Source organism: Verrucomicrobiota bacterium, assembly GCA_037139415.1.
In the GTDB taxonomy this organism is placed as follows: domain Bacteria; phylum Verrucomicrobiota; class Verrucomicrobiia; order Limisphaerales; family Fontisphaeraceae; genus JBAXGN01.
Genome location: JBAXGN010000026.1, coordinates 1 through 19623 on the forward strand (window position 1 = coordinate 1; position 19623 = coordinate 19623).

At 56.4% G+C, this 19623-nt stretch carries 15 protein-coding genes; 7 read left to right on the top strand and 8 right to left on the bottom strand.

Translation table 11 applies throughout. From position 1 onward, the window contains the following. The first annotated feature begins 221 nt into the window (after window positions 1-221). The 3 genes from WCO56_06565 (at window position 222) to lpxA (ending at window position 4073) form a co-directional block, all read left to right on the top strand. Window positions 222-1799 (top strand): sulfatase-like hydrolase/transferase, encoded by a 1578-nt coding sequence (locus tag WCO56_06565; GenBank protein MEI7729214.1) that lies wholly within the window; start codon window positions 222-224, stop codon window positions 1797-1799. Window positions 1800-1889: 90 nt separating this feature from the next. Beyond that, window positions 1890-3290, top strand: a complete 1401-nt coding sequence (gene lpxC, locus WCO56_06570; GenBank protein MEI7729215.1) for a UDP-3-O-acyl-N-acetylglucosamine deacetylase — start codon at window positions 1890-1892, stop codon at window positions 3288-3290. Window positions 3291-3305: 15 nt separating this feature from the next. Further along, window positions 3306-4073 carry an acyl-ACP--UDP-N-acetylglucosamine O-acyltransferase gene (lpxA, locus tag WCO56_06575; GenBank protein ID MEI7729216.1) on the top strand — a complete coding sequence of 256 codons (768 nt, stop codon included), beginning with the start codon at window positions 3306-3308 and terminating at the stop codon, window positions 4071-4073. 69 nt (window positions 4074-4142) lie between these two features. Here lpxA and WCO56_06580 read toward each other — a convergent pair whose 3' ends face one another. Continuing rightward, the gene (locus tag WCO56_06580; protein ID MEI7729217.1) at window positions 4143-5666 is read right to left on the bottom strand and encodes a sulfatase; all 1524 of its coding nucleotides are present in this window, start codon (window positions 5664-5666) and stop codon (window positions 4143-4145) included. Window positions 5667-5674: 8 nt separating this feature from the next. Here WCO56_06580 and mgtA point away from each other — a divergent pair, with 8 nt between their 5' ends. Together mgtA and WCO56_06590 are read left to right on the top strand one after the other, a co-directional pair. Further along, window positions 5675-8251 (top strand): magnesium-translocating P-type ATPase, encoded by a 2577-nt coding sequence (gene mgtA, locus WCO56_06585; protein MEI7729218.1) that lies wholly within the window; start codon window positions 5675-5677, stop codon window positions 8249-8251. Window positions 8252-8253: 2 nt separating this feature from the next. Beyond that, window positions 8254-9069: a PTS sugar transporter subunit IIA gene (locus tag WCO56_06590; GenBank protein ID MEI7729219.1), complete on the top strand. Its 816-nt coding sequence runs from the start codon at window positions 8254-8256 to the stop codon at window positions 9067-9069. A gap of 20 nt (window positions 9070-9089) precedes the next feature. Here the strand turns inward: WCO56_06590 and WCO56_06595 are convergent, their stop codons facing one another. Continuing rightward, window positions 9090-9932 carry an NYN domain-containing protein gene (locus WCO56_06595; GenBank protein MEI7729220.1) on the bottom strand — a complete coding sequence of 281 codons (843 nt, stop codon included), beginning with the start codon at window positions 9930-9932 and terminating at the stop codon, window positions 9090-9092. Between the two features lie 330 nt (window positions 9933-10262). Further along, window positions 10263-10769, bottom strand: coding sequence for a hypothetical protein (locus tag WCO56_06600; GenBank protein MEI7729221.1), 507 nt, complete (start codon window positions 10767-10769; stop codon window positions 10263-10265). Between the two features lie 865 nt (window positions 10770-11634). Here WCO56_06600 and WCO56_06605 point away from each other — a divergent pair. Together WCO56_06605 and WCO56_06610 are read left to right on the top strand one after the other, a co-directional pair. Then, complete coding sequence (locus WCO56_06605) at window positions 11635-11772, top strand: hypothetical protein (GenBank protein MEI7729222.1); 138 nt, start codon at window positions 11635-11637, stop codon at window positions 11770-11772. Window positions 11773-12036: 264 nt separating this feature from the next. Further along, window positions 12037-13203, top strand: a complete 1167-nt coding sequence (locus tag WCO56_06610) for a 3-dehydroquinate synthase (protein MEI7729223.1) — start codon at window positions 12037-12039, stop codon at window positions 13201-13203. A gap of 41 nt (window positions 13204-13244) precedes the next feature. Here WCO56_06610 and WCO56_06615 read toward each other — a convergent pair whose 3' ends face one another. The 5 genes from WCO56_06615 to WCO56_06635 all read right to left on the bottom strand — a co-directional run bounded on the left by WCO56_06615 (window position 13245) and on the right by WCO56_06635 (window position 19599). Next, on the bottom strand, window positions 13245-15644 hold the full coding sequence (locus tag WCO56_06615; GenBank protein MEI7729224.1) for a hypothetical protein: 2400 nt from the start codon (window positions 15642-15644) through the stop codon (window positions 13245-13247). A gap of 8 nt (window positions 15645-15652) precedes the next feature. Next, window positions 15653-16087: a biopolymer transporter ExbD gene (locus tag WCO56_06620; protein MEI7729225.1), complete on the bottom strand. Its 435-nt coding sequence runs from the start codon at window positions 16085-16087 to the stop codon at window positions 15653-15655. Beyond that, entirely contained in the window at window positions 16077-16928 is an 852-nt protein-coding gene (locus WCO56_06625; protein ID MEI7729226.1) for a MotA/TolQ/ExbB proton channel family protein, read from the bottom strand. Before WCO56_06625 ends, WCO56_06620 begins: the two co-directional genes overlap by 11 nt. 95 nt (window positions 16929-17023) lie before the next feature. Then, on the bottom strand, window positions 17024-18010 hold the full coding sequence (locus tag WCO56_06630) for an SGNH/GDSL hydrolase family protein (GenBank protein ID MEI7729227.1): 987 nt from the start codon (window positions 18008-18010) through the stop codon (window positions 17024-17026). A gap of 5 nt (window positions 18011-18015) precedes the next feature. Beyond that, the gene (locus WCO56_06635) at window positions 18016-19599 is read right to left on the bottom strand and encodes an MBOAT family O-acyltransferase (protein ID MEI7729228.1); all 1584 of its coding nucleotides are present in this window, start codon (window positions 19597-19599) and stop codon (window positions 18016-18018) included. Window positions 19600-19623 lie beyond the last annotated feature (24 nt).

A 19623-nucleotide genomic window follows, 5' to 3' on the forward strand; every position in this document is an offset into this window, starting at 1 on the left:
CACGGATAAAAAAATCACCGAAAACAGTTGCAAAAATTAACACCGTTGCTGGGGATAACCATGCCAACCATGAAACCATGCGAATGATGTATATTCGTGGTTTTCTCGGATAAGTGGCGGATATTTCGGTGGGGCCATCCCTTCAATGCGCGTTCACAGCCAGCCAAAAAATGCAAAAATGATGTTAACAAATGAAGGGAACTGGCTATAATGTGCAAAGTATGCAAGTGTACGTTACATGTTGGCGGTGTTTTCCTCAATGGCTGGCAGCCGTTTTGATCCCCTGTTCTATTTTGGTTGCCACGGCCGCAGATCTGGCTAAGGGTGGCGACCCAGGGAAGCCAAATTTACTATTTGTTTTCTCCGACCAACAATCGCGGGATGCGTTGGGGTGCTACGACAACCCGGATGTCATGACGCCGCAACTCGATAAATTGGCCGCGCACGGCACGTTGTTTGAGCATGGGGTCTCTTCGTGCCCGGTTTGTACCCCTATGCGCGGCATGCTGTTCAGTGGCCAACATCCGCTTCGCAACGGAGCCATTCACAATGACATCCCGTTGCTGGCGGATAACGGGGAATATTTTGGGCATGTGCTCAAATTTGCCGGGTACCACACCGGGTACATCGGCAAATGGCATTTGCTCGGTGGCGACCGGGATCGCCCGGTGCCGCCTGGTCCCATGCGTTATGGTTTCGATGAAGTTTTTCTCACCGATAACTGTCATGTGGATTACCGTCCTGGCCAGGCGTACTATTGGAATGAGCAGGGTGAAAAAGTGTTCTTCAAAGAATGGGAAGTGTATGGCCAAGCACGTCAGGCCATGCAGTTTTTGGATCAGTGCCCGTCCAATCAGCCGTTTGCGTTGTTTGTTTCCTTTCATCCGCCTCATGATATCGGCTGGCAAAAGGAAGAGCCGGGGGTGCGCAACTACGATACTGAACCGGAGTTGATGCGACTCTACAATCCCGCCCGGCTTAAACTGCGTCCCAGCGTCAAAGACTCCCCTGGGGTGCGGCGCGCTTATCAAGGCTATTATGCGATGAGTTCGGGCGTGGACAAGGCGTTTGGCTGGCTGATGGATAAACTCGTCGAGCGCGGGCTCCAAACCAACACGCTGGTCGTTTTTACCTCAGATCATGGTGATAACCTGATGTCCTATGGTTATACCCTGTGCAAGGATGTGCCGGAAAATACCGCTGTACGCGTGCCGTTGCTGATGCGCTGGCCGGCCAAATTACTCCCGAGTAGCGTCAGTCAGTTGCCCATGGGCACGCTTGATCTCATGCCCACCATCCTTGGCCTGATGAAGTTGCCGATCCCAAGCACCTGTGAGGGCCGGAATCTTTCCCAAGCCATTATCAAAGGCGATGATAATGCGGTCAGTTCCGTGCCGTTATTTTTCGTCAGTCCGTCAAACTGGCGCGGGGTTTACACTCGGGAATATACGTATGCCGTTGGCGAAGTTGAAATGCTGGTGCGTGATGATGCCGGTCAATGGCAGATGAAAGTGCAACCTATCCAACGGCTGTACGATAAAAAGAAGGACCCGTTTCAACTGACCAACTTTTATGACGATCCCAATTACGCCGTCATCCAAAGGAAATTGGACGAAGAAACCTATGCTTGGATGAAAAGGTTCAAAGATCCGATGGCGGATGGTCGTCAATTAAAATCGCAGTATGGCGATGGTCAGGGCAAGTTTCCGCTGAGCACCCTGGCCCCGGAATTTCAGGGACGACCGGTTGATTTTGCCAACAAAATTGTCAGTCGGGAGGACATGCCATTTAGTCAGTAGCCTCGGGAATTGCACGGGGGATGAGGTAATTTACCGGTTCGTTTGCGTTCGGCATTGCCAAACCTGCCTTGGTTTGTTTAATTTCTCCGCATGTTGCAACAGCAAACGCTCCGTAATGCGGTATCGTTCTCAGGCATCGGGCTGCACAGCGGCAATAAGGTCAGCATGACCTTTCTGCCGGCACCCGCCAATTCCGGCATTCGTTTTCGCCGGGTGGACTTGGATGGCAAACCTGAAATTGAGGCCAAAGTGGATCAAGTGGCGGACACTACCCGCTCCACTACGGTTTCCAAGGGTAATGCCAAAATCCACACCGTCGAGCATGTGCTGGCCGCGTTTGCCGGCTGCGGCGTGGATAACGCCATTGTGGAATTGGATGCCAGTGAACCGCCCATTGCTGACGGCAGCGCGCGCGTGTATGTGCGCATGATCAAGGATGCCGGCATCCTTGCCCAACCCGAGCGCAAGGAACCTTATAAACTCTCCGCACCGATTGAGCTGACGGTGGGGGATACCGTCATGAGTGCTTTTCCCCATGACGGTCTCAAGATCAGTTGCACCAGCGCGGATAAAGGGGGTCGCTTCACCCAGTATTATTCCATTGAGATTAACCCCGAGACTTGGGAAAAGGAACTTGCCCACGCGCGCACCTTCTGTTTTTTCGAGGAAATTGAATATCTTTTCAAAAACGGTCTTATCAAGGGCGGCGGCCTGGAAAATGCCGTAATCATCCGCGAGGATGCCGTGCTGACCAATGAGCCGATGCGTTACAACGAGGAATTTGTACGCCACAAAATTCTCGATATTCTCGGCGATCTTTCCCTGGTGGGCCGTGCCGTGCATGCGCACATCATTGCCGTCAAGCCCAGCCACAAGGTCAATTGCGAATTGGCCAAGGTCATCCAGACTCAAATGCTCAAACCCATGGTGGCTGCCCAGACCTTTGCGCCCCCCCCTCCGCCTGCGGAACCGGAAAAACCTGCTCCGGCCCCCAAGAAAGACAAAGAGTCAGCGCCCGCCGAAAAGAACCCCGGTTCACCGCATGCACTTGTCAAGGATGGCGCGACGCTGGATGTCATCCAGGTGATGCAAATTTTACCGCACCGGTATCCTTTCCTGATGGTGGATAAAATCATTAAAATCGAGGGAAACCGGGTGGTAGGCGTCAAGAACGTCAGCATTGGCGAGCTTTACTTTGAAGGGCATTTCCCCGGCCACCCCATCATGCCCGGCGTGCTCCAACTGGAAGCCATGGCGCAAGTGGCTGGCATCCTGATGATGCGCACTGCCGATAACGCCGGCAAGCTCGCCTACTTCATGGCGGCGGAAAACGTCAAATGGCGCAAACCTGTCCGCCCCGGCGATATCCTCACCATTGACGTTGAACTGACCAAGGCGCGCGGTAAAATCGGTAAAGCCAAGGGGACCTGCCTGGTGGACGGCGAAGCGGTCAGCGAAGCGGATGTCACCTTTATGCTGATTGATCGTTAACCTGCCTATTTAAACATGATTCATCCCACCGCTATTATTCATCCCCACGCCAAGGTAGGCGCGGATTGCCTTATTGGCCCCTATTGCATCATCGGGGAGCATGTCGAACTTGGCGATGGCTGCCATCTCCATTCCCATGTCGTCATTGACGGGCACACTGTGCTGGGCAAGCACAATGAAATCTTCCCATTTGCCAGCATCGGCCTCAAGACCCAGGATCTTAAATGGAAGGGCGGCATCACCCGCACCCAGATTGGGGACCATAACACCTTTCGGGAATACGTGACCATCCACAGCGCCACCAGTGATGGGGAAATCACCGTGGTGGGGTCTCATAATCATATTCTCGCCTATTGCCATCTGGCGCATAATGTCGTCCTGGGCAACCGGATCATCATGTCCAACCTGGCCTCGCTCGCGGGGCATGTCACCGTGGAGGATCATGTGGTCATGGGCGGCTTTGCGGCGGTGCATCAGTTCTGCCGCATTGGCAAGATGTCCATCATCGGCGGCTGCTCCAAGGTTGTGCAGGACGTTCCGCCTTTCATGCTGGTGGATGGCAATCCGGGGGAGACCCGCACCATTAACAAAATTGGCTTGGAACGTAATGGTGTTTCCGAGGAAGCCCGTAATGCGCTGAAGCTCGCGTACAAAATCATCTTTCGCGACGGGCTCACCGTTTCCAACGCACTGGAAAAAATTGAGAAAGAACTGCCGCCGTTGCCGGAAATTCAGCATTTGGTGCATTTTGCGCGTACCAGTGAACGCGGCTTGAGTAAGTGAGAAGCTTGGTTCGATCAGCGAAATTAGCATTTGAAGCACCATCGCACGGTCGGTTCCTTACGGCAGCGGCTACGGGGCGTAGGGCACGGTGCCGGTGCGATCCAGGGGATACTTCCATTGCTTGATGTAATCATCACCGGGACGGAAATCGTCTTTGGTTTCGCGCAGTTTGCGCTGGAGGGTGGCTTCCAATTGGGCTTGGAGCGCGGTTTGTTCCGGCAGGTTTACCAGGTTCTTTAACTGATACGGGTCAAGTTCGTTGTCGAACAATAGCCAGGGGCCATCCAGATTGCGAACATAGGTATAGCAGGTGGTGCGAATGCCGCGATATTCCACACCGCCTTTGTTGCGGTTCCATTGTCCGAACGGGGCCACGCAGGAGATCAGCGCCGCGTTGTCGCCCGGATTTTTCCCGCCGCGCACATAGCCGCTGTAATCGAGTCCCTCGACGGTCTTCGGGATGGCCAGGCCGCAGAGTCCCAGCAGGGTGGGCATAAGGTCCTCGGAATTGACGGGCGCGTCGAGTTGTTTCAACTGGCGGCCCAGCGCTTTTGGCCAATGAATCAATAACGGCACGCGGATGGATTCGTCGTAGGGCTGTTGCTTGAAGCTTTGGGCGTGGGATTGCAGCAGGTCGCCATGATCTGAGGTGAACACCAGGATGGTGTTTTCTTCCAGGCCCAATTCCTTGAGCGTACTCCAAATATCACCGACGCAATCATCCAAGGCGGTGCAATGCGAGTAATAGCCCAACAGGTTGGTGCGGGCTTTGGCCTGCATTTCTTCCGGCACGTTGGGGCGTAGCTTGAGTTGTTCCGTGCGGTACATCGCGCGGTATTTCTCCGGGGCGGTTTGATACGGGTCATGCGGCGGCCCCCAACTTAGCACGAGCAGGAACGGTTGGTTCATTTTGGCGCTCGCCTTCAAATACTGCTGGGCGTCGCGGGTTTGAGCGATGGCGTCATAACCCTCCCAAGTCAGCTTTTCCGGACCATCCGCGTAATAGAAGGATTTATTGTAGTTGTGGGTGCATTCAAGCACTTTCCAATACTCGAAACCCTGGCGGCGTTCTTTGGGGATGAAGTTCGAGCGGCCATGACCATCCACGTGCCATTTGCCGATGTAGGCAGTGGCGTATCCCGCCTGTTTGAAGACTTTGCCAAGCGTGACTGCCTCGGGATTAAGCGGCACATCGTTCATAAACACGCCATGCGTGAGGGGTCGCTGGCCGGTGAGGAGTGTCGCGCGCATGGGACAGCAAACCGGGACAGCGGACACCGCGTTGACGCAATGCACACTTTCCTTTTGCAGTTGATCGAGGTGAGGGGTGTGAACATTGGGATCACCGGCATAGCCAAACGCCTGCGCCCGCCATTCGTCCGGAAACAAAAACACCAGGTTAGGTGGTGCGGCAAAGCAAAGGAAGGGCAGGGCGAGCAGTATGCTGCCAACCACGGTACGGAGATGACGCAGGCTTAACATGGGGACAGGATAGATATCATTTTTCCGGATGCCTAGAAAAAAGGCAGCGCACAAAAGATTGGTTTGCCGTTGAATTTGCTTGCTGAAGAGCGTGTTTTTAAGGAGTCTCATCAGGTCTGATGCCGGCCAAACCGACCCAATTCACAATCGCAGAGGCAGAGCTGCTCACTCAATTGAGTACCACTGCCAACGGATTGTCATCGGCAGCCGCCGCCACGATTCTTGAAGCGGTTGGTCCCAACACGGTGGCGGCAGGTTCCCGGCAAACGGTACTGCGCGATCTGCTGCATCGCTGCCGCAATCCGCTGGTCATCCAATTGCTCATCATCGCCACCGTATCCTATATCATGGGCGACCTGCGCTCTACGGTGGTGGTCGGGGCCATGGTGTTCCTGAGTGTGGTCCTCTCATATATCCAAGAGGCCCGGTCCACGCGCGCCGTGGAAAAACTGCAAAAGCTGGTTAAAATTACGGTGACGGTGCTGCGCGATGGCAAAGAAGTGGATGTGGCGTTGGAGGAGATTGTCCCCGGTGACATTGTGGTGCTGGCGGCAGGGAGTTTGATCCCGGCCGATCTGCGAATTCTTTCGGCGAAGGATTTTTTTGTGTCGCAGTCGGCGCTGACCGGGGAATCCATGCCGGTGGAGAAAGGTGCGGACGCCAATCAGCCGGCGGGGCGGGCCCCGTTTGAGTTTACCAATGCGTGTTTCATGGGCAGCAACGTGCTGAGCGGTTCCGCGCGCGGAATCGTGCTGGCCACGGGTGCGCGCACGTACTTTGGCGCGCTGGCGGAGAAGATGTTGGCCCGACGCGAACCCACCAGTTTTGATAAAGGCGTACGCGATTTCACCTGGCTGATGATTCGCTTCATGGTAGTGATGGTGTCGCTGACGTTTCTCATCGTTGGCCTGACCAAAGGCAACTGGGCTGAAGCGCTGCTGTTTGCTTTGTCCGTTGCGGTCGGCCTCACGCCGGAGATGTTGCCGATGATCATTACCGTCTGCCTGTCCAAAGGTGCGATCCTCATGGCGCGCAAAAAGGTGATCGTAAAGCATCTCCACGCCATCCAGAACTTCGGGGCGATGGATGTGCTTTGCACTGATAAAACCGGCACGCTCACCCAGGATCATGTCGTCCTGATGCGGCATGTGGATGTCACGAACCGATCGAGCGATGATGTGCTGCGTTACGCATACATGAACAGTTTTTATCAGACCGGTTTGCGCAATTTGTTGGATCGTGCCGTGTTGGCGTATTCTGATCTCGATGTGGAGCGCAACTGCCGAAAGGTGGATGAAATTCCGTTCGATTTCAAACGTCGCCGCATGTCGGTGGTGATTGATTACGAGGGGCGGCACGTGCTGATTTGCAAAGGGGCGGTCGAGGAGATTTCCGCCGTTTGCGATAATTATCAGGTGGACGATGAAATCAATCCGCTGATCAAACTTATCCGCGATGATCTCATGGATGAATACCGGAGCCTAAGCGCCGAAGGGTACCGGGTGCTGGCCATCGCCTACCGTGAATTTGATCGTTCCAAACAGACGTTTTCCGTGGCGGATGAGTCGGAATTGGTGCTGCTGGGGTATATCGCATTTTTTGATCCGGCCAAGGATTCTTCCGCCAAGGCCATTGAGGCGCTCACCCGTTCCGGCGTCGCCGTCAAAATTCTCACGGGCGACAATGAATTGGTGACCAAGAAGGTCTGCAATGACGTCGCGATGCCCATCACGCGGATTGTCACTGGACCGCAGTTGGCCGCGCTGGATGAAGCGTCCTTTGGCCGGATGGTGGAGGAAGCCAACGTGTTGGCGCGGCTCACGCCGGACCAGAAGGAAAAAGTGATCAAGGTCCTTCGCGCCCAAGGCCACGTGGTTGGGTTCATGGGTGACGGCATCAATGATGTGCTGGCGATGAAGGCGGCGGACGTGGGCATCTCCGTGGATACGGCTGTGGATGTGGCCAAGGAGTCTGCAGATATCATCTTGCTGGAGAAAAGCCTGCTGGTGCTGGAGGATGGCATTATTGAGGGCCGCAAGGTCTTCGGGAATATCATCAAATACATCAAGATGGGTGCGAGTTCCAACTTCGGAAACATGTTCAGCGTGGTGGGCGGCGCGTATTTCCTGCCGTTCCTGCCGATGGCCCCGATCCAAGTGCTCGTGAATAATCTGCTCTATGACTGTTCTCAGGTAGCCATTCCGCTCGATAACGTGGATGAAGAATACTTGAACAAGCCCCGCAAGTGGAACATTCGCAGCATCCGGAATTTCATGTTTTTCATCGGCCCGATGAGTTCCATTTTTGACTATGCCACGTTCTTCCTGATGCTGTTCTTTTTTGGCTGCAACGCGTATCGCTTGCCTGGGTTATCCGGAGCGGATCAATATCTGGAACAGCTCTTCCACACTGGCTGGTTTGTGGAGTCGTTGCTCACGCAAACCCTGATCGTGCATATTATCCGGACGCAACGGATCCCCTTTATCCAGAGCCGCGCCAGCCTCCCGATGCTGTTCACCACGCTGGCCATCATGGCGATTGGGTTGTGGCTGCCCTTCTCGCCATTGGCAAAATTCCTTGGCTTTACTCCGTTGCCGGCGGTGTTTTTTGCCTGGCTGGCGGGGTTCCTCCTCATTTATTGCGTGCTCACCCACGGGATGAAGATGTGGTTTATCCGTCGTTTTGGAGCTGATTGATTATGCGTAGTATTTTAACCGCCTTGCAGGATGGCCGCCTGTTTGAACTTCCCGACTTGAACAAGGTTTCAGCCTTGGAATTCCTGGCCCGCATTTTGGACGCCAACCCCAATATCGAAGTCGGCACCGATGCCATCGAGGAAATTCAACGCCGGGAGCAGGAGTATAATACCGGCATTGGGCAAGGCGTGGCGGTGCCGCATATCCGTGCGAAACGCGAGGAGGGCGAGCTGTTCTGCGCCATCGGTTGGACCAAGGCCGGGATTGAATACGGTGCGTCGGACAATGAACATGTGCATTTGGTGTTCATGTATTACATTCCGGGCGCGCAAAAGAACGTCTATCTCAAGGAAATCAGCAGTCTCGTCAAAGCCATCAAGAAAACCGGTGGCATGGGGCCGATTGCTCATGCGGAAGACTTGAATGTGGTTCGCAACCTGTTGCTGGACTGGGTGAGTGAAGTGCTGGGGGAAACGGGGCCGGAGTCCATGGCGCGGATGATCAAGTTGGAGGTCAAGCACGCGCAGACGGTTGAACTTCCCATGTTGACGCCGGTGTCTGAAATGGCTGCGCCCACATCGCGCACCGCTGCCCGGGTCGCCACCTTTTCCGTGCTGGTGGCGCCACCCAATGGAATCTTCGCCCTCGCCCAGGACGCTGAGTTTGCGAGCGCGGTGGAGAAGGAAACCGGATTGGCCCAACGCCTGGCTGGCAACCCGCCGTTTGCGGTCGCCGGGCGTCAAATCTTTGTGACGGCGATTACCGCGTATCCGGGTGGCCGGATTCTCTACCAGTGTGTGGCGATCGCGCCGGCGTAATCAAAGTAGATTGCCGCCCGTCATTCCGCCGTCCGCACAATGTAGCCGCCGGATTTTTCATCCGCTTCCAGCTTCAGCAGGCCGCGCCTTTGCGCCTCTAAGAGCAGGTCATTGAAGGAGCGGAACCCATAGGCGCGTTCATTGAATCCGGGGTTGCGCCGTTTATGCGTCTGCTTGATCATGGAGCCCCAGACCCGGCCATCTTCGCCCCGTTCACCGGCCACGGCTTCCAAGGTTTCCAGCACTTCTTCGAGGGCCTTGACCAGGTCTGGTCCTTTCACATCGCCTTCCGCCACCCGCGCGGGAGCGGCTGCCGTGTTCGCACTGGCGCTGGCGGTGGCGCTGGCGGTGCTGCTGGTGGTACGGCGGCGCTGCTTCGCGACCAAAGCGCGCACCAGATCATCGTAATAGATAAATTCATCACAGTTCGTGATGAATAGATCGGAGGTGGAGTTTTTGACGCCTACGCCAATCACCGTCTTGGCATTCTCCCGCAGTTTGCTGACCAACGGCGAAAAGTCCGAGTCACCGCTGATGATGACAAAGGTATCCACGTGGCTCTTGGTATAGCAGAGGTCGAGCGCATCCACGACCATGCGGATGTCCGCCGAGTTTTTACCCGACTGCCGCAGGTGCGGTATTTCGATGAGTTCAAAGGCGGCCTCGTGCAGGTCCCGCTTGAACGCCTTGTAGCGGTCGAAATCGCAGTACGCCTTCTTGACGACGATATGCCCCTTGAGCAACAGGCGTTCCAGCACCTTTTGAATGTTGAACAGCGGGTAATGGGCGTCCAGAGCGCCGAGCGCAATGTTTTCCAGATCGAGAAACACGGCCATCGTGGCGTTGGTATCTTTAATACTCATTTTATTGTGAGTGCAACTTACCACAACCTGCTGGGGCAATGCACCAGGAATCGGCGGAAAAGATGAACGTAAAATTTCGATTGCAGGCCGCTATCCCCCAGCGCAAACCAACCTTGGGCGGATGGCCACAGCCCCTGCGGGATGATGGGTTACCCTTTCAGACAATCCAGTATGGATTGCGGCATCGAAAAGGTGCTTCATGCTGGTTCAATGCGAAAAGGCTCGTGGCTTTGTTATTGATTGACCCCGTTTATGCCGGACTAGTGGCGTGGCCCGCGAATGCGGAACTGACAACGCCATCCGGCGTTGGCTGCAGCGATTGGTTAGGCATCATTTCTTGATTTGCGATTCTATCAGAGCTCGCATGTTCACGCCGGGACGGCCTCTATACTTCCATTTCCCTGCCGTTGCATCAATCACCGTCACATTCGTTTCGGTAGTCACGCACATGACGTAGTCTGCCGTCTTGCCGAACTCGGTCGGGCCAGCGGAAAAATAGACCCAACCCATCCCATTTTTATTGATTGACCACTCAGTCGAGAAGGTCGCAAACGAAATCTTGCTGGCGTTCGAGACAGTCCCCGTGGAGACGGCTGAATCGCCTGGAGAAAATGCGCCTCGACCGTCAGCGCGATAATACCAGGAGAAATCCATCTGTTCTGGTTTGGTTCTTTGATTGTGGAGAATGACAGCAGCCACCTCATTGCTGCGCCTCAAGAGAATAACATTACCGTCGGGGACGGGAGCTTCGTTCGCGTTCGACTGCCCGCGACGTGCGTCTTTGCATCCTGAACCGACGAAGATAGCTATGATGGCGATTAGAGCGAAGTAGCGCATACGCATGATGCCTAACAGTATTATTGAACGAACGTTTCGTTCGTTGTTTTCGTTTTGCAGTTTGTTAGCATGGTGCCGACCATCCCTAAAAAGGCCCCTCGGGTCAATGCGAAAATATCTACTTCCACTGGGGCAGGATTTCACAAGCCCGAGGCCGCAACACTTACAGTGTTGTGGGGCGCGGGTGGCGGTGTTCCTGGGGTAGCTCGTGCCTCGCAACCCCAGGCTCCGGTGCCGAAATCCTTTCAGGATTTCCCAAACCGGCCTCGGACAATCCAGTATGGATTGCGTCACCGGAGCCCAAGGTCGAATTGGCAGGGGGAGTGGGGGCCAATTCCACCTTGGGTACGCCATCAAACGTGACCGGGCAACCCTGAAAGTGGTTGCGTCAATGGACAGGTCACGGCTATCCCGCACCGCACCCCAGAGCAAAGTCTGAATGGCGGAACGGGGTATAATCCGGGGTTGGCGGCAGTATTCGGTTAGGCACGTCAATAAACCTCATATGCCAAAATGGAAGGGCGGTGCGACACCTATAATGCAAATTCACATCAGGTTCAGAAGCTTAAAAAGGTCATCCGTGCGGTGTGAATTGGCTTTTTAAGGTTAAGAAGGTCATCCGTGTGGCAAGGATGGGCTTTTTAAGGTTAAGAAGGTCATCCGCATGGCAAGGATGGGCTTTTTAAGGTTAAGAAGGTCATCCGTATGGCAAGGATGGGCATTTTAAGCTTAAGAAGGTCATCCGTGCGGCAAGGATGGGCTTTTCAAGCTTAAGAAGGTCATCTGTATGGCAAGGATGATGTTTTTAAGCTTAGGAAGGTCGTTTGTATGGCAACAATGGGCTTCTGAAGGTTAGGAAGGTCGTTTGCTGGGCGAGACGGACTTTTCACCCGTGGCGGAGGGGATCGCGGCCGCCAACGGCACCGCCACGTATGAGGATACGCTCCCCGCCGCAGCCAGTTATGAATATCAGGCCATCGCCTTCCCCCTCCAAAGAGGGTGAGTTTGCTACTCTATGCCATCCCTCGCGGGATGGGGGGGACGGGCAAAACGGTTTCCAACATCGTTCCCACACCCACCCACCGGCAACCCATTCGGTTCCCGTTGGCAATTCTTTGGTAAGGTTACTCCTTACCGCCGCGCCAAACAAGGAGATATGTAATTTGGTACGGATTTCGTTGGAATTGGGGCGCGCATCCCGTCTCCGGGAAATCATGGATTAAACTTGCCGGGCCACGGTGGCTGCGGCACCTTGGCGGCGGCGAATATGACCCGGATGGAACAACTCATAACCGTGCAATGGCGTCACCAGGTGTGCTTCACACGCCAGGTGTTTGCGCCGGGCAATGCCTTGTTGCGCGACGTGTTGCTGGAGCTGTTCTCGGGCGAAACCGGCAAGACGCTGGTTTGCCTGGATGCGGCCCTCGCGGCGGCCCGTCCCACACTGACGGCGGAGATCGAAGTGTATTTCACCGCCGTGCCTGGCATTCAATTGGTTTGCCCGCCGGTAACGCTGCCGGGCGGGGAAGCGATCAAGGTGGAAAGCGACCATTTGGCCACGTTGCACGCGTTGGTGGACCGGCATCATTTGGATCGGCACAGTTGCATCCTCTGCCTGGGCGGCGGGGCGCTGCTGGATCTGGTGGGGTACGCCGCCGCAACGGCGCATCGCGGCGTGCGCCTAGTGCGGCTGCCGACGACGACGCTGAGCCAGGCGGATTCCGGAGTGGGCGTCAAGAACGGCATCAACGCCTTTGGCAAAAAGAATTTTCTCGGCACCTTCGCGCCGCCCGCCGCGGTGATCAACGATTTCGATTTTCTGGAGACCTTGCCCGAGCGCGACAAGCGCGCCGGGTATTCGGAAGCCGTCAAGGTCGCCTGCATTCGGGATCGCGCCTTTTTCGAAGCGCTGGAGCAGCGGGCGGCGGAGCTGCGCCGGTGCGAACCGTCCGCTATGGCGTGGTTGGTGGAGCGCTGCGCGGCGCTGCACTTGCAGCACATTGCCGGCAGCGGCGATCCCTTCGAGATGGGTTCGGCACGGCCGTTGGACTTCGGGCATTGGGCGGCGCATCAACTGGAGCAATTGTCGCAGTACCGCCTGCGGCACGGCGAGGCGGTGGCCATCGGTATCGCGCTGGATACCTTGTACGCGAGTCACATCAGCCTGTTGGAACGCGGCGCGGCGGAGCGCGTGCTGGCGCTGTTGCGCGCGCTGGGCTTTGCGCTGTTTGCGGAGGAATTGCAGCAAACCGACGCGCAAGGCCGCCATCGCATCCTCAACGGGCTGGAGGAATTTCGGGAACACCTGGGCGGACGCCTGACGATCACGTTATTGGCAGGGATAGGGCAGGGGATCGAGGTACACACGATGGATACGGGGATCGTTCTGCGGGCGATTCAGGAATTGGCGAGCTACGCTTCGCCAACGGCCTGAGGTGAACCGATGGCGGCGGCGGGCGCGGCCCGGAGCAAAACTCACTTCTCGCCCATGCACAGGCACAGGGAAAACATCGTCACGTTCCACCCATTTTCGACGCGGAACAGCACGCGGTTCACCCCCTGCTTGAAATGCACGCGGCGCAAGCCCTCATCCGGGCGCCATTGTTTCTGCTGCTTGCCGCTGGCCCAGACCAGTTGATCCTCGATCCACAGCTTGGAATAATCGTCGCTGCCGACCGCGATCCAGAGATCGCGCGGCTGGTCGAAGTACAGTTCGGTGTAGGCGTAGTAAATGATGTATTCCAAATCATGCGTATGCGCGCTCTTCGACGCGGTCGGCAACAAATGCTCGGGATGGAACTTTTCAAAAGGCGGGAAGATGCGCGGTTCGGACGCCTGATGGAATTGCCAGCGAACCTGCTGATTATCCTTGCCGACATACGCGGCGTCGAGGTCCACGACGGTTTCCGGCGGGAATTTGGTCTCAATATTGACGCGGCCGGCGTTATCCCACGGCCCGATGAGGTACCAGCTATCCACGTAAACCCAGCGGTTCGGCTGACCGAAGCCGGTCACCTTGCGCGAGGGGATGGCCTGCAAATTCTTGGGCACCATGGGCGGCTCAAGCAGCCGATTTCTGCCGCCGCTTGGTTCATCGTTGGCGGCTTTCGCAGCAGCGCCCCCGCCGCCGTCGTTGCCCCCTCCGGCTGCCGTTGCGCCCTTGGCCGCGCCCCGCATGGCGCCCGTCAAGTCCTTGGCCCGGGCGGTGGAATCCTCCGCCGCCAGTTGCTCCATGGTTTGCTCCTGATCGGCGCGCGCCTGAATGGCTTCCAGTGAAATGCTGGCCCCCTGGGCGCTGGCGGATCCGGATTGGTCAATGCCCTTGGCCGTCGCCAGCATTGTGTACGCGGCGTTCACCATGGAATTGATTTCGTTGGCGGCCGTTTGCACGGTCTCGCGCATGGCGTTGACTTCCTCGCCTTGCTGCACCTTTTGGCGCAGTTGATTCGCCAGATCCGGGCGCACCGTCTTGGCGACATCGGTGAGCTTCCTGGCTTTCTCCAACGGAATCTGCCGGATCATGGCGAGGTCCGTGGCGCGGACTTCCCGGTAAACTTCGGTCATGCTGGATTCGGTCTGCACCGCCGTCTGATACAACGCGGCGAGATCCAGATTGTTGAGGTTGCTCAGAGCGGCTAAGGCCGCCGCATTGGTCAGTGTCATGGACGCCAGAGCGTTCGTCTGCCGCATGGCGGCCTGTGCGGCGGCGGTCGCCTGCTGCGCTTTGGTTTGGGCGAGCTGCACTTTAGTTTCCAACTCGTGGGCCAGCGCCTGCAATTCAGCGGCGGTCTTGTTCGCGGCTTCGGCTTTTTCTTCCGCCTTTTGTAGTTCCTGCTGGGTTTGTTCGAGCCGTTTTTTGGCCTGTTCGATTTTCTGGACGGATGACTCCACTTTGCGCTCGGCGGACTTCAATTTGCTGGCCGATTCGACGGCTTTGCGTTGTGCCATTAGCGTCACGCGGTTCGCTTGATCGTATTTGGCACGAGCGACCTTGGTTTCCTCTTTGGTCATGCCTTTGGTTTCGGTCGCCTTCTTGGCTTCGTCGCTGGCAGCTTTGGCTTGCTCGAAATCCGCCTGGGCTTGGGCTGCATCGGTCTTATTGGTTACGACGCGCGCCTTGGCATCTTCCGATTCCGCCTGTGTGGCTGCCAGGGAGGCTTCGGCTTTAGCAACTGGTTCCTTGCGATGCTCACGATCGCGGGAGGCACTCTGGCTGTTATCCCGGGAATCACTCGCATCGGTTTGGGTCTTGTCCGCCTGGCCTTGCAGTTCATTGGCGGCGTTCTGTGCCTGGCGCGCGGAATCCATCGCCCCACCGGCCAAAACCATTGCCTGCAACGCGCGATCCATGTTTTGCAACGCCTTCCACTGGGCTTCCTGCGCCTGTTTTTGCGCGGCGGAGGCGTGGGCCCAAGCGTTGGTGTCCCCGGTTTTGTGGGCTTCGGCCAACGCGGCCTTGGCCGCCTTCTGATCCGCCAGCGCCGCAGCGATGGCTTTCTGCGCTGCCGCCTGTGCTTCCTGGATTTTATCTCCGCCAGTCTTTGAGAAGTCCTGCATGAACGTGCTGAATTCAGCGGTCTTGCGAGTCTCCAGATTGCTCAATTCCTGCTGGAGACTCAGCAACTCTTCCACGCGCGACTTTAACAAATCGGCCTGGTGTTCCCGCACGTAATCCATGACTTCAGTGATCTTGGAATTACTGGCCGTGAACTGCGCTTTGCGCGCCTGCAAGTCAATGATCCGCACCGGCGAGAAAAAGATGAGCCACCCCAGCACGATGGTGTGAAAGCCGATGGACCACAGCCAATAGACCGGTCGCGATTGCGGACGGCGGCGGGCATTGGTGCCAGGTTGGTTGGTTTGCGGGGCGCTCATGGGATTTGTTATTTGGGATCGCTGGGGTTGCGTCGGGTATGAATGCCAATGTTCTTCAATCCCTCAAACTGGCACAAATCCACGATATGCACAAAGTCTTCGAAGCGGGTATCACGATCGCAGTCAATGCGCACGCGCTGGGCGGGATTGGCCGAAGCTGCCTCGCGAATCCGTTGGTGCAAAGCCTGTTGGTCCACCGGCTCGACGTGCGTATCGGTCCCCAGGAATGCGCGGCCTTCCTTGTTCACCCCGATGACCATGGTTTCCGGCGCCTGCTGCACGCCGACGGCAGCGGCGGACTCCGGCAGTTGCAGGGGCAGCTCGCGCTCGGTGTTCTTCAGAGTGGTGGCGACGAGGAAGAAAATGATGATGACCAACATGCAGTCAATCATCGGGATCAGCATGATTTCAAACGCTTCCTCCTCCTGCTTTTTAACGCGCATTCTTCCCCTCCTTTTCCTTGGTCATCAGCCATTCGGTGATCAGGTCCGTCATCTCTTCTTCCAGAATGGTGGCGAAGCCGTTGGTCTTGCTCTTGAAATAATGGTAGAGTGCCAGGAAGGGGATGGCGGTCGCCAGTCCCAAGCCGGTCGTCACCAGTGCTTCGGCAATGCCGGAGGCCAGCGCAGTGGGATCGCCCAGCGACCCGGCCAGCGCCACGGTTTCAAAGGTTTCAATCATGCCCAGGATCATCCCCAGCAATCCCAGCAACGGTTCCAGCGTGGCCACGACTCCCAGCGGATACGCCTTTTGATGATGCAAGGAAAGTTCCCGCGACACAAACTCGCCGGCCAAGGCGGAGACGTCCGCCGCTGAATTTTGCCGGTGCCGGACCACGAACGAGATGCCCCGCGCCAAGATGCTGGGTTCCTTTTCACCCAAGGCTTCCAGCTCGGCATATTTGCCCGCTTTCCACAGTTCGCGCGCGCGGTCTGATAGACCTTCCGGCACGATGTGTTTGCGCCGGCACCGGCTGAACCGCTCAAAGATGAAACCCGCGCCGAACATGGAAATCAGGATTTGAATGATGGCCGTGTTACCACCCTGCTTGAGCTTTTTGCCCCAGCCGCCCGCTGTGTACATTCCCGGGGCATTAGTGGTCGCCAGATTGCTGTTGGCTGCGGTGTTCGTGGCAACCGCAGTATTATTAGTGGGGTTGCCCAACAGGCTTGAGCGCATGCTGGATACAGTTGGCGTGGGGTTGACTGGATCAGCCGCGGCCAGCTTTCCCGTGCCAAGACAAAGGGCCAGTACTGTCAAGAGCGATAAATGCGTGTATTTCATGTGTTTGCGTGAAAGGATTAATAATGGCTGGCCGCCTGCAAGTCCATGCAAAACGCATTATAATTGCGACCACCGTTGGTGGCATGAGATCAGGGTCACTTGGCCGGCACCAATTGTTTTTCCTGCACCAGGTCGGCAATGGCTTTGCCCATTGCTGTATGTGCCGGAGGATTCATATGGGCACTGTCCATAAAGTCATTCGTCATCCCCGCTCGTATGAGAGCCTCCTTCATGGAGAGATGATAAACGCCATCACCGACCAGGGAATTAGCCAGTTGGTCCATGCCTTGGTCATCCAAATACGCAGTGCCATCCGGACGTTTGAGGCGCGTCGCCTGGCTCACCAATAGAATGGGAACATGCTTTTCACGGGCTAGGGCGACACTTTCACTGGTAAAGCGTTTTACCCGTTCATCCCATTGCTTGAGCTTCTCTGGATTGATGGAGGCCGCCACCTCGGCGTCCTTGTCGGAGGCAAGCCGCTGATTACGGATGGCCTGGGGTAACCAGCGCCAATACACCTTTTCTGTTTTCACCTCGTATAACCGGCGCACCACTTGAATCTTCATAAGCCAGTTTTTGGGATGCCACGTTTTAAATTCCTCGCTGCGTTTATATTCGCGCTCATCTTCGTACTCATTGGAGTTGCCAACGTGCAGGATCACCAGGCTGGGCTGATAATTCAGCGCCTGACGCAGCACGACCAATTTGCGATGCCCCCCGTAGCCCGGCAGCGCCATATTAGCCGATTCCGCTTGGAAGCCGCGCAGTCGCAGTTCTTTGGCAAGTTGACCACCGTAGCACGCCTCGGGGTTGCCGCCGCGCGCCACCGAATCTCCGATGACAAAGGCGCGAAATGTCTCAGTCGGGCGTTGAATGCTTAGTTTCTGATCAAAAAATCGGCGTCCGCCAGATTTGACAAGGTATAAAGTCCCGATTTTTTCCACGAATCCCGCCGTAGGGTGATACCCGTATTCAAAACGGCCTGACATCCGTTCCGCAAATAACACGCGGGTGATGAACTCACTGGTCAGCAACAGCGCCAGCGCTACCAGAAAGGATTTGGTGATCCAGGATTTCATGCGGGTTAAAACTTGAAGTAGAGGAATTCCACGTCGCTGGAAACCGAGGCCGACACCGCCATGAACAACAACGCATAGACGATACCGCGCACGCCCCAGTACCAATGCGCGACTTCGACCTCATCGCGCGACTTCCAAGTGGCAGCTTGCAATGCCAGGAGTGGCAGCACATGCAGCAACAACCAATAGAATGGTTTCAACGCCGGCAATACCCCGCTGGTGCTCCAGTGCGTGAGCGCCCGGCACCACGCCAGCAGGACGCCCATATCCTGGCAGCGGAATAACGCCCAACCCACCAAGGTAAAGAGAAACATCACGCTCATGCTCAGTGGCACCCGCCAGGTGGCACCTTCGCTGGAACTTTCCAGGCGTTGCAGGGGGGGGATCAAACGGTAGAGCGACAGCAACAGCGCGTGGTAGGCACCCCACAGCACGAACAGCCAGCTCGCGCCATGCCAGAGCCCGGCCAGCAACATGGTGATCCACAGGTTGCGCAGCGTCACCCATTCGCCCAGCCGGTTGCCCCCAAGTGGAATATAGACATAATCGCGAAACCACGACGACAGAGTGATATGCCACCGTTGCCAGAAGTCGGATGGTCCGCGAGCAAAATAGGGAAACCGGAAATTCATGTTTAAATGAAAACCGAGCAGGCGCGCCGAGCCGCGGGCAATATCCACGTACCCGGAGAAATCGCAGTAAATTTGGAAGGCAAACGCCACCACCCCCAGCAGCGCCCAGGGCGCGTTTAACGCGGTGTTGGGCGTAAAGACATAATTGGCCAGCAGGGCGCAATTATCCGCCACAAAAACTTTTTTGAACAACCCCACCAAAATCAGACGCAATCCGCGATGAAAGCTGGCGAGGTCGAACGCATTGGGTTTCACGAATTGCGGCACCAGGTCATTGGGACGTTCAATCGGGCCGGAGACGAGCTGCGGGAAAAAGGAAAGATAGGCGGCGAACGTAAAAAAATCCCGGACCGGCTCGGCCTTGCCCCGGTAGATATCCACAGAATACGCAATGGATTGAAACGTGTAGAAGGAAATCGCCACCGGCAGAATAATGTGCGGCAGCACCCAGCCGGGTTGCCATCCCAGCCAACCGCATAATTCCAAAACATTGGCGGCGAAAAAATTGAAGTATTTGAAGAAACCCAGCACCACCAGGTTGGTGAGAATACTGAGTACCAAAAAGGCCTTGCGCTGGTTGGTTTCCGGTTGCCGCCATAATACATGATACAGCAAGGTAAAGAGGAAGGGAAACACGGCGGATGCTCCCAATATCCACGCCGCGACGGCGCCTTGGTTGCCAACGGCCAGCGTGCAACCCGCCAGCCAGCCCACGGGGAGTGAGGCGGTGAGAAATACCCGCCAGTTGGGTAGCCGCTGGCGCACCATTGCCAGGCCGCAGAAGTAATCTATCGTGGTGGAAGTAAGCAGCAAGGCCAGAAACCGGACATCCCAGACGCCGTAAAAAAAGTAACTGGCGGCCAGTATCAGCAGTACCCGAGCCCGCCCCGGCAACTGCCAGTACAAACCAACCACCGCTGTTAAGAACAGCGCATATTGCCACGAGATAAACGACATAACGGCACAGCCCGGCGGTTACAC

What these genes read in the sequence shown, in the direction of transcription:
- WCO56_06580 (MEI7729217.1), bottom strand. Translation starts at nt 5,666, where the DNA reads ATGAGACTCCTTAAAAACACGCTCTTCAGCAAGCAAATTCAACGGCAA.
- WCO56_06620 (MEI7729225.1), bottom strand. Translation starts at nt 16,087, where the DNA reads ATGCGCGTTAAAAAGCAGGAGGAGGAAGCGTTTGAAATCATGCTGATC.
- WCO56_06595 (MEI7729220.1), bottom strand. Translation starts at nt 9,932, where the DNA reads ATGAGTATTAAAGATACCAACGCCACGATGGCCGTGTTTCTCGATCTG.
- WCO56_06565 (MEI7729214.1), top strand. Translation starts at nt 222, where the DNA reads ATGCAAGTGTACGTTACATGTTGGCGGTGTTTTCCTCAATGGCTGGCA.
- mgtA (MEI7729218.1), top strand. Translation starts at nt 5,675, where the DNA reads ATGCCGGCCAAACCGACCCAATTCACAATCGCAGAGGCAGAGCTGCTC.
- WCO56_06600 (MEI7729221.1), bottom strand. Translation starts at nt 10,769, where the DNA reads ATGCGCTACTTCGCTCTAATCGCCATCATAGCTATCTTCGTCGGTTCA.
- WCO56_06630 (MEI7729227.1), bottom strand. Translation starts at nt 18,010, where the DNA reads ATGAAATCCTGGATCACCAAATCCTTTCTGGTAGCGCTGGCGCTGTTG.
- WCO56_06625 (MEI7729226.1), bottom strand. Translation starts at nt 16,928, where the DNA reads ATGAAATACACGCATTTATCGCTCTTGACAGTACTGGCCCTTTGTCTT.
- WCO56_06635 (MEI7729228.1), bottom strand. Translation starts at nt 19,599, where the DNA reads ATGTCGTTTATCTCGTGGCAATATGCGCTGTTCTTAACAGCGGTGGTT.
- WCO56_06615 (MEI7729224.1), bottom strand. Translation starts at nt 15,644, where the DNA reads ATGAGCGCCCCGCAAACCAACCAACCTGGCACCAATGCCCGCCGCCGT.
- lpxC (MEI7729215.1), top strand. Translation starts at nt 1,890, where the DNA reads ATGTTGCAACAGCAAACGCTCCGTAATGCGGTATCGTTCTCAGGCATC.
- WCO56_06610 (MEI7729223.1), top strand. Translation starts at nt 12,037, where the DNA reads ATGACCCGGATGGAACAACTCATAACCGTGCAATGGCGTCACCAGGTG.
- WCO56_06590 (MEI7729219.1), top strand. Translation starts at nt 8,254, where the DNA reads ATGCGTAGTATTTTAACCGCCTTGCAGGATGGCCGCCTGTTTGAACTT.
- lpxA (MEI7729216.1), top strand. Translation starts at nt 3,306, where the DNA reads ATGATTCATCCCACCGCTATTATTCATCCCCACGCCAAGGTAGGCGCG.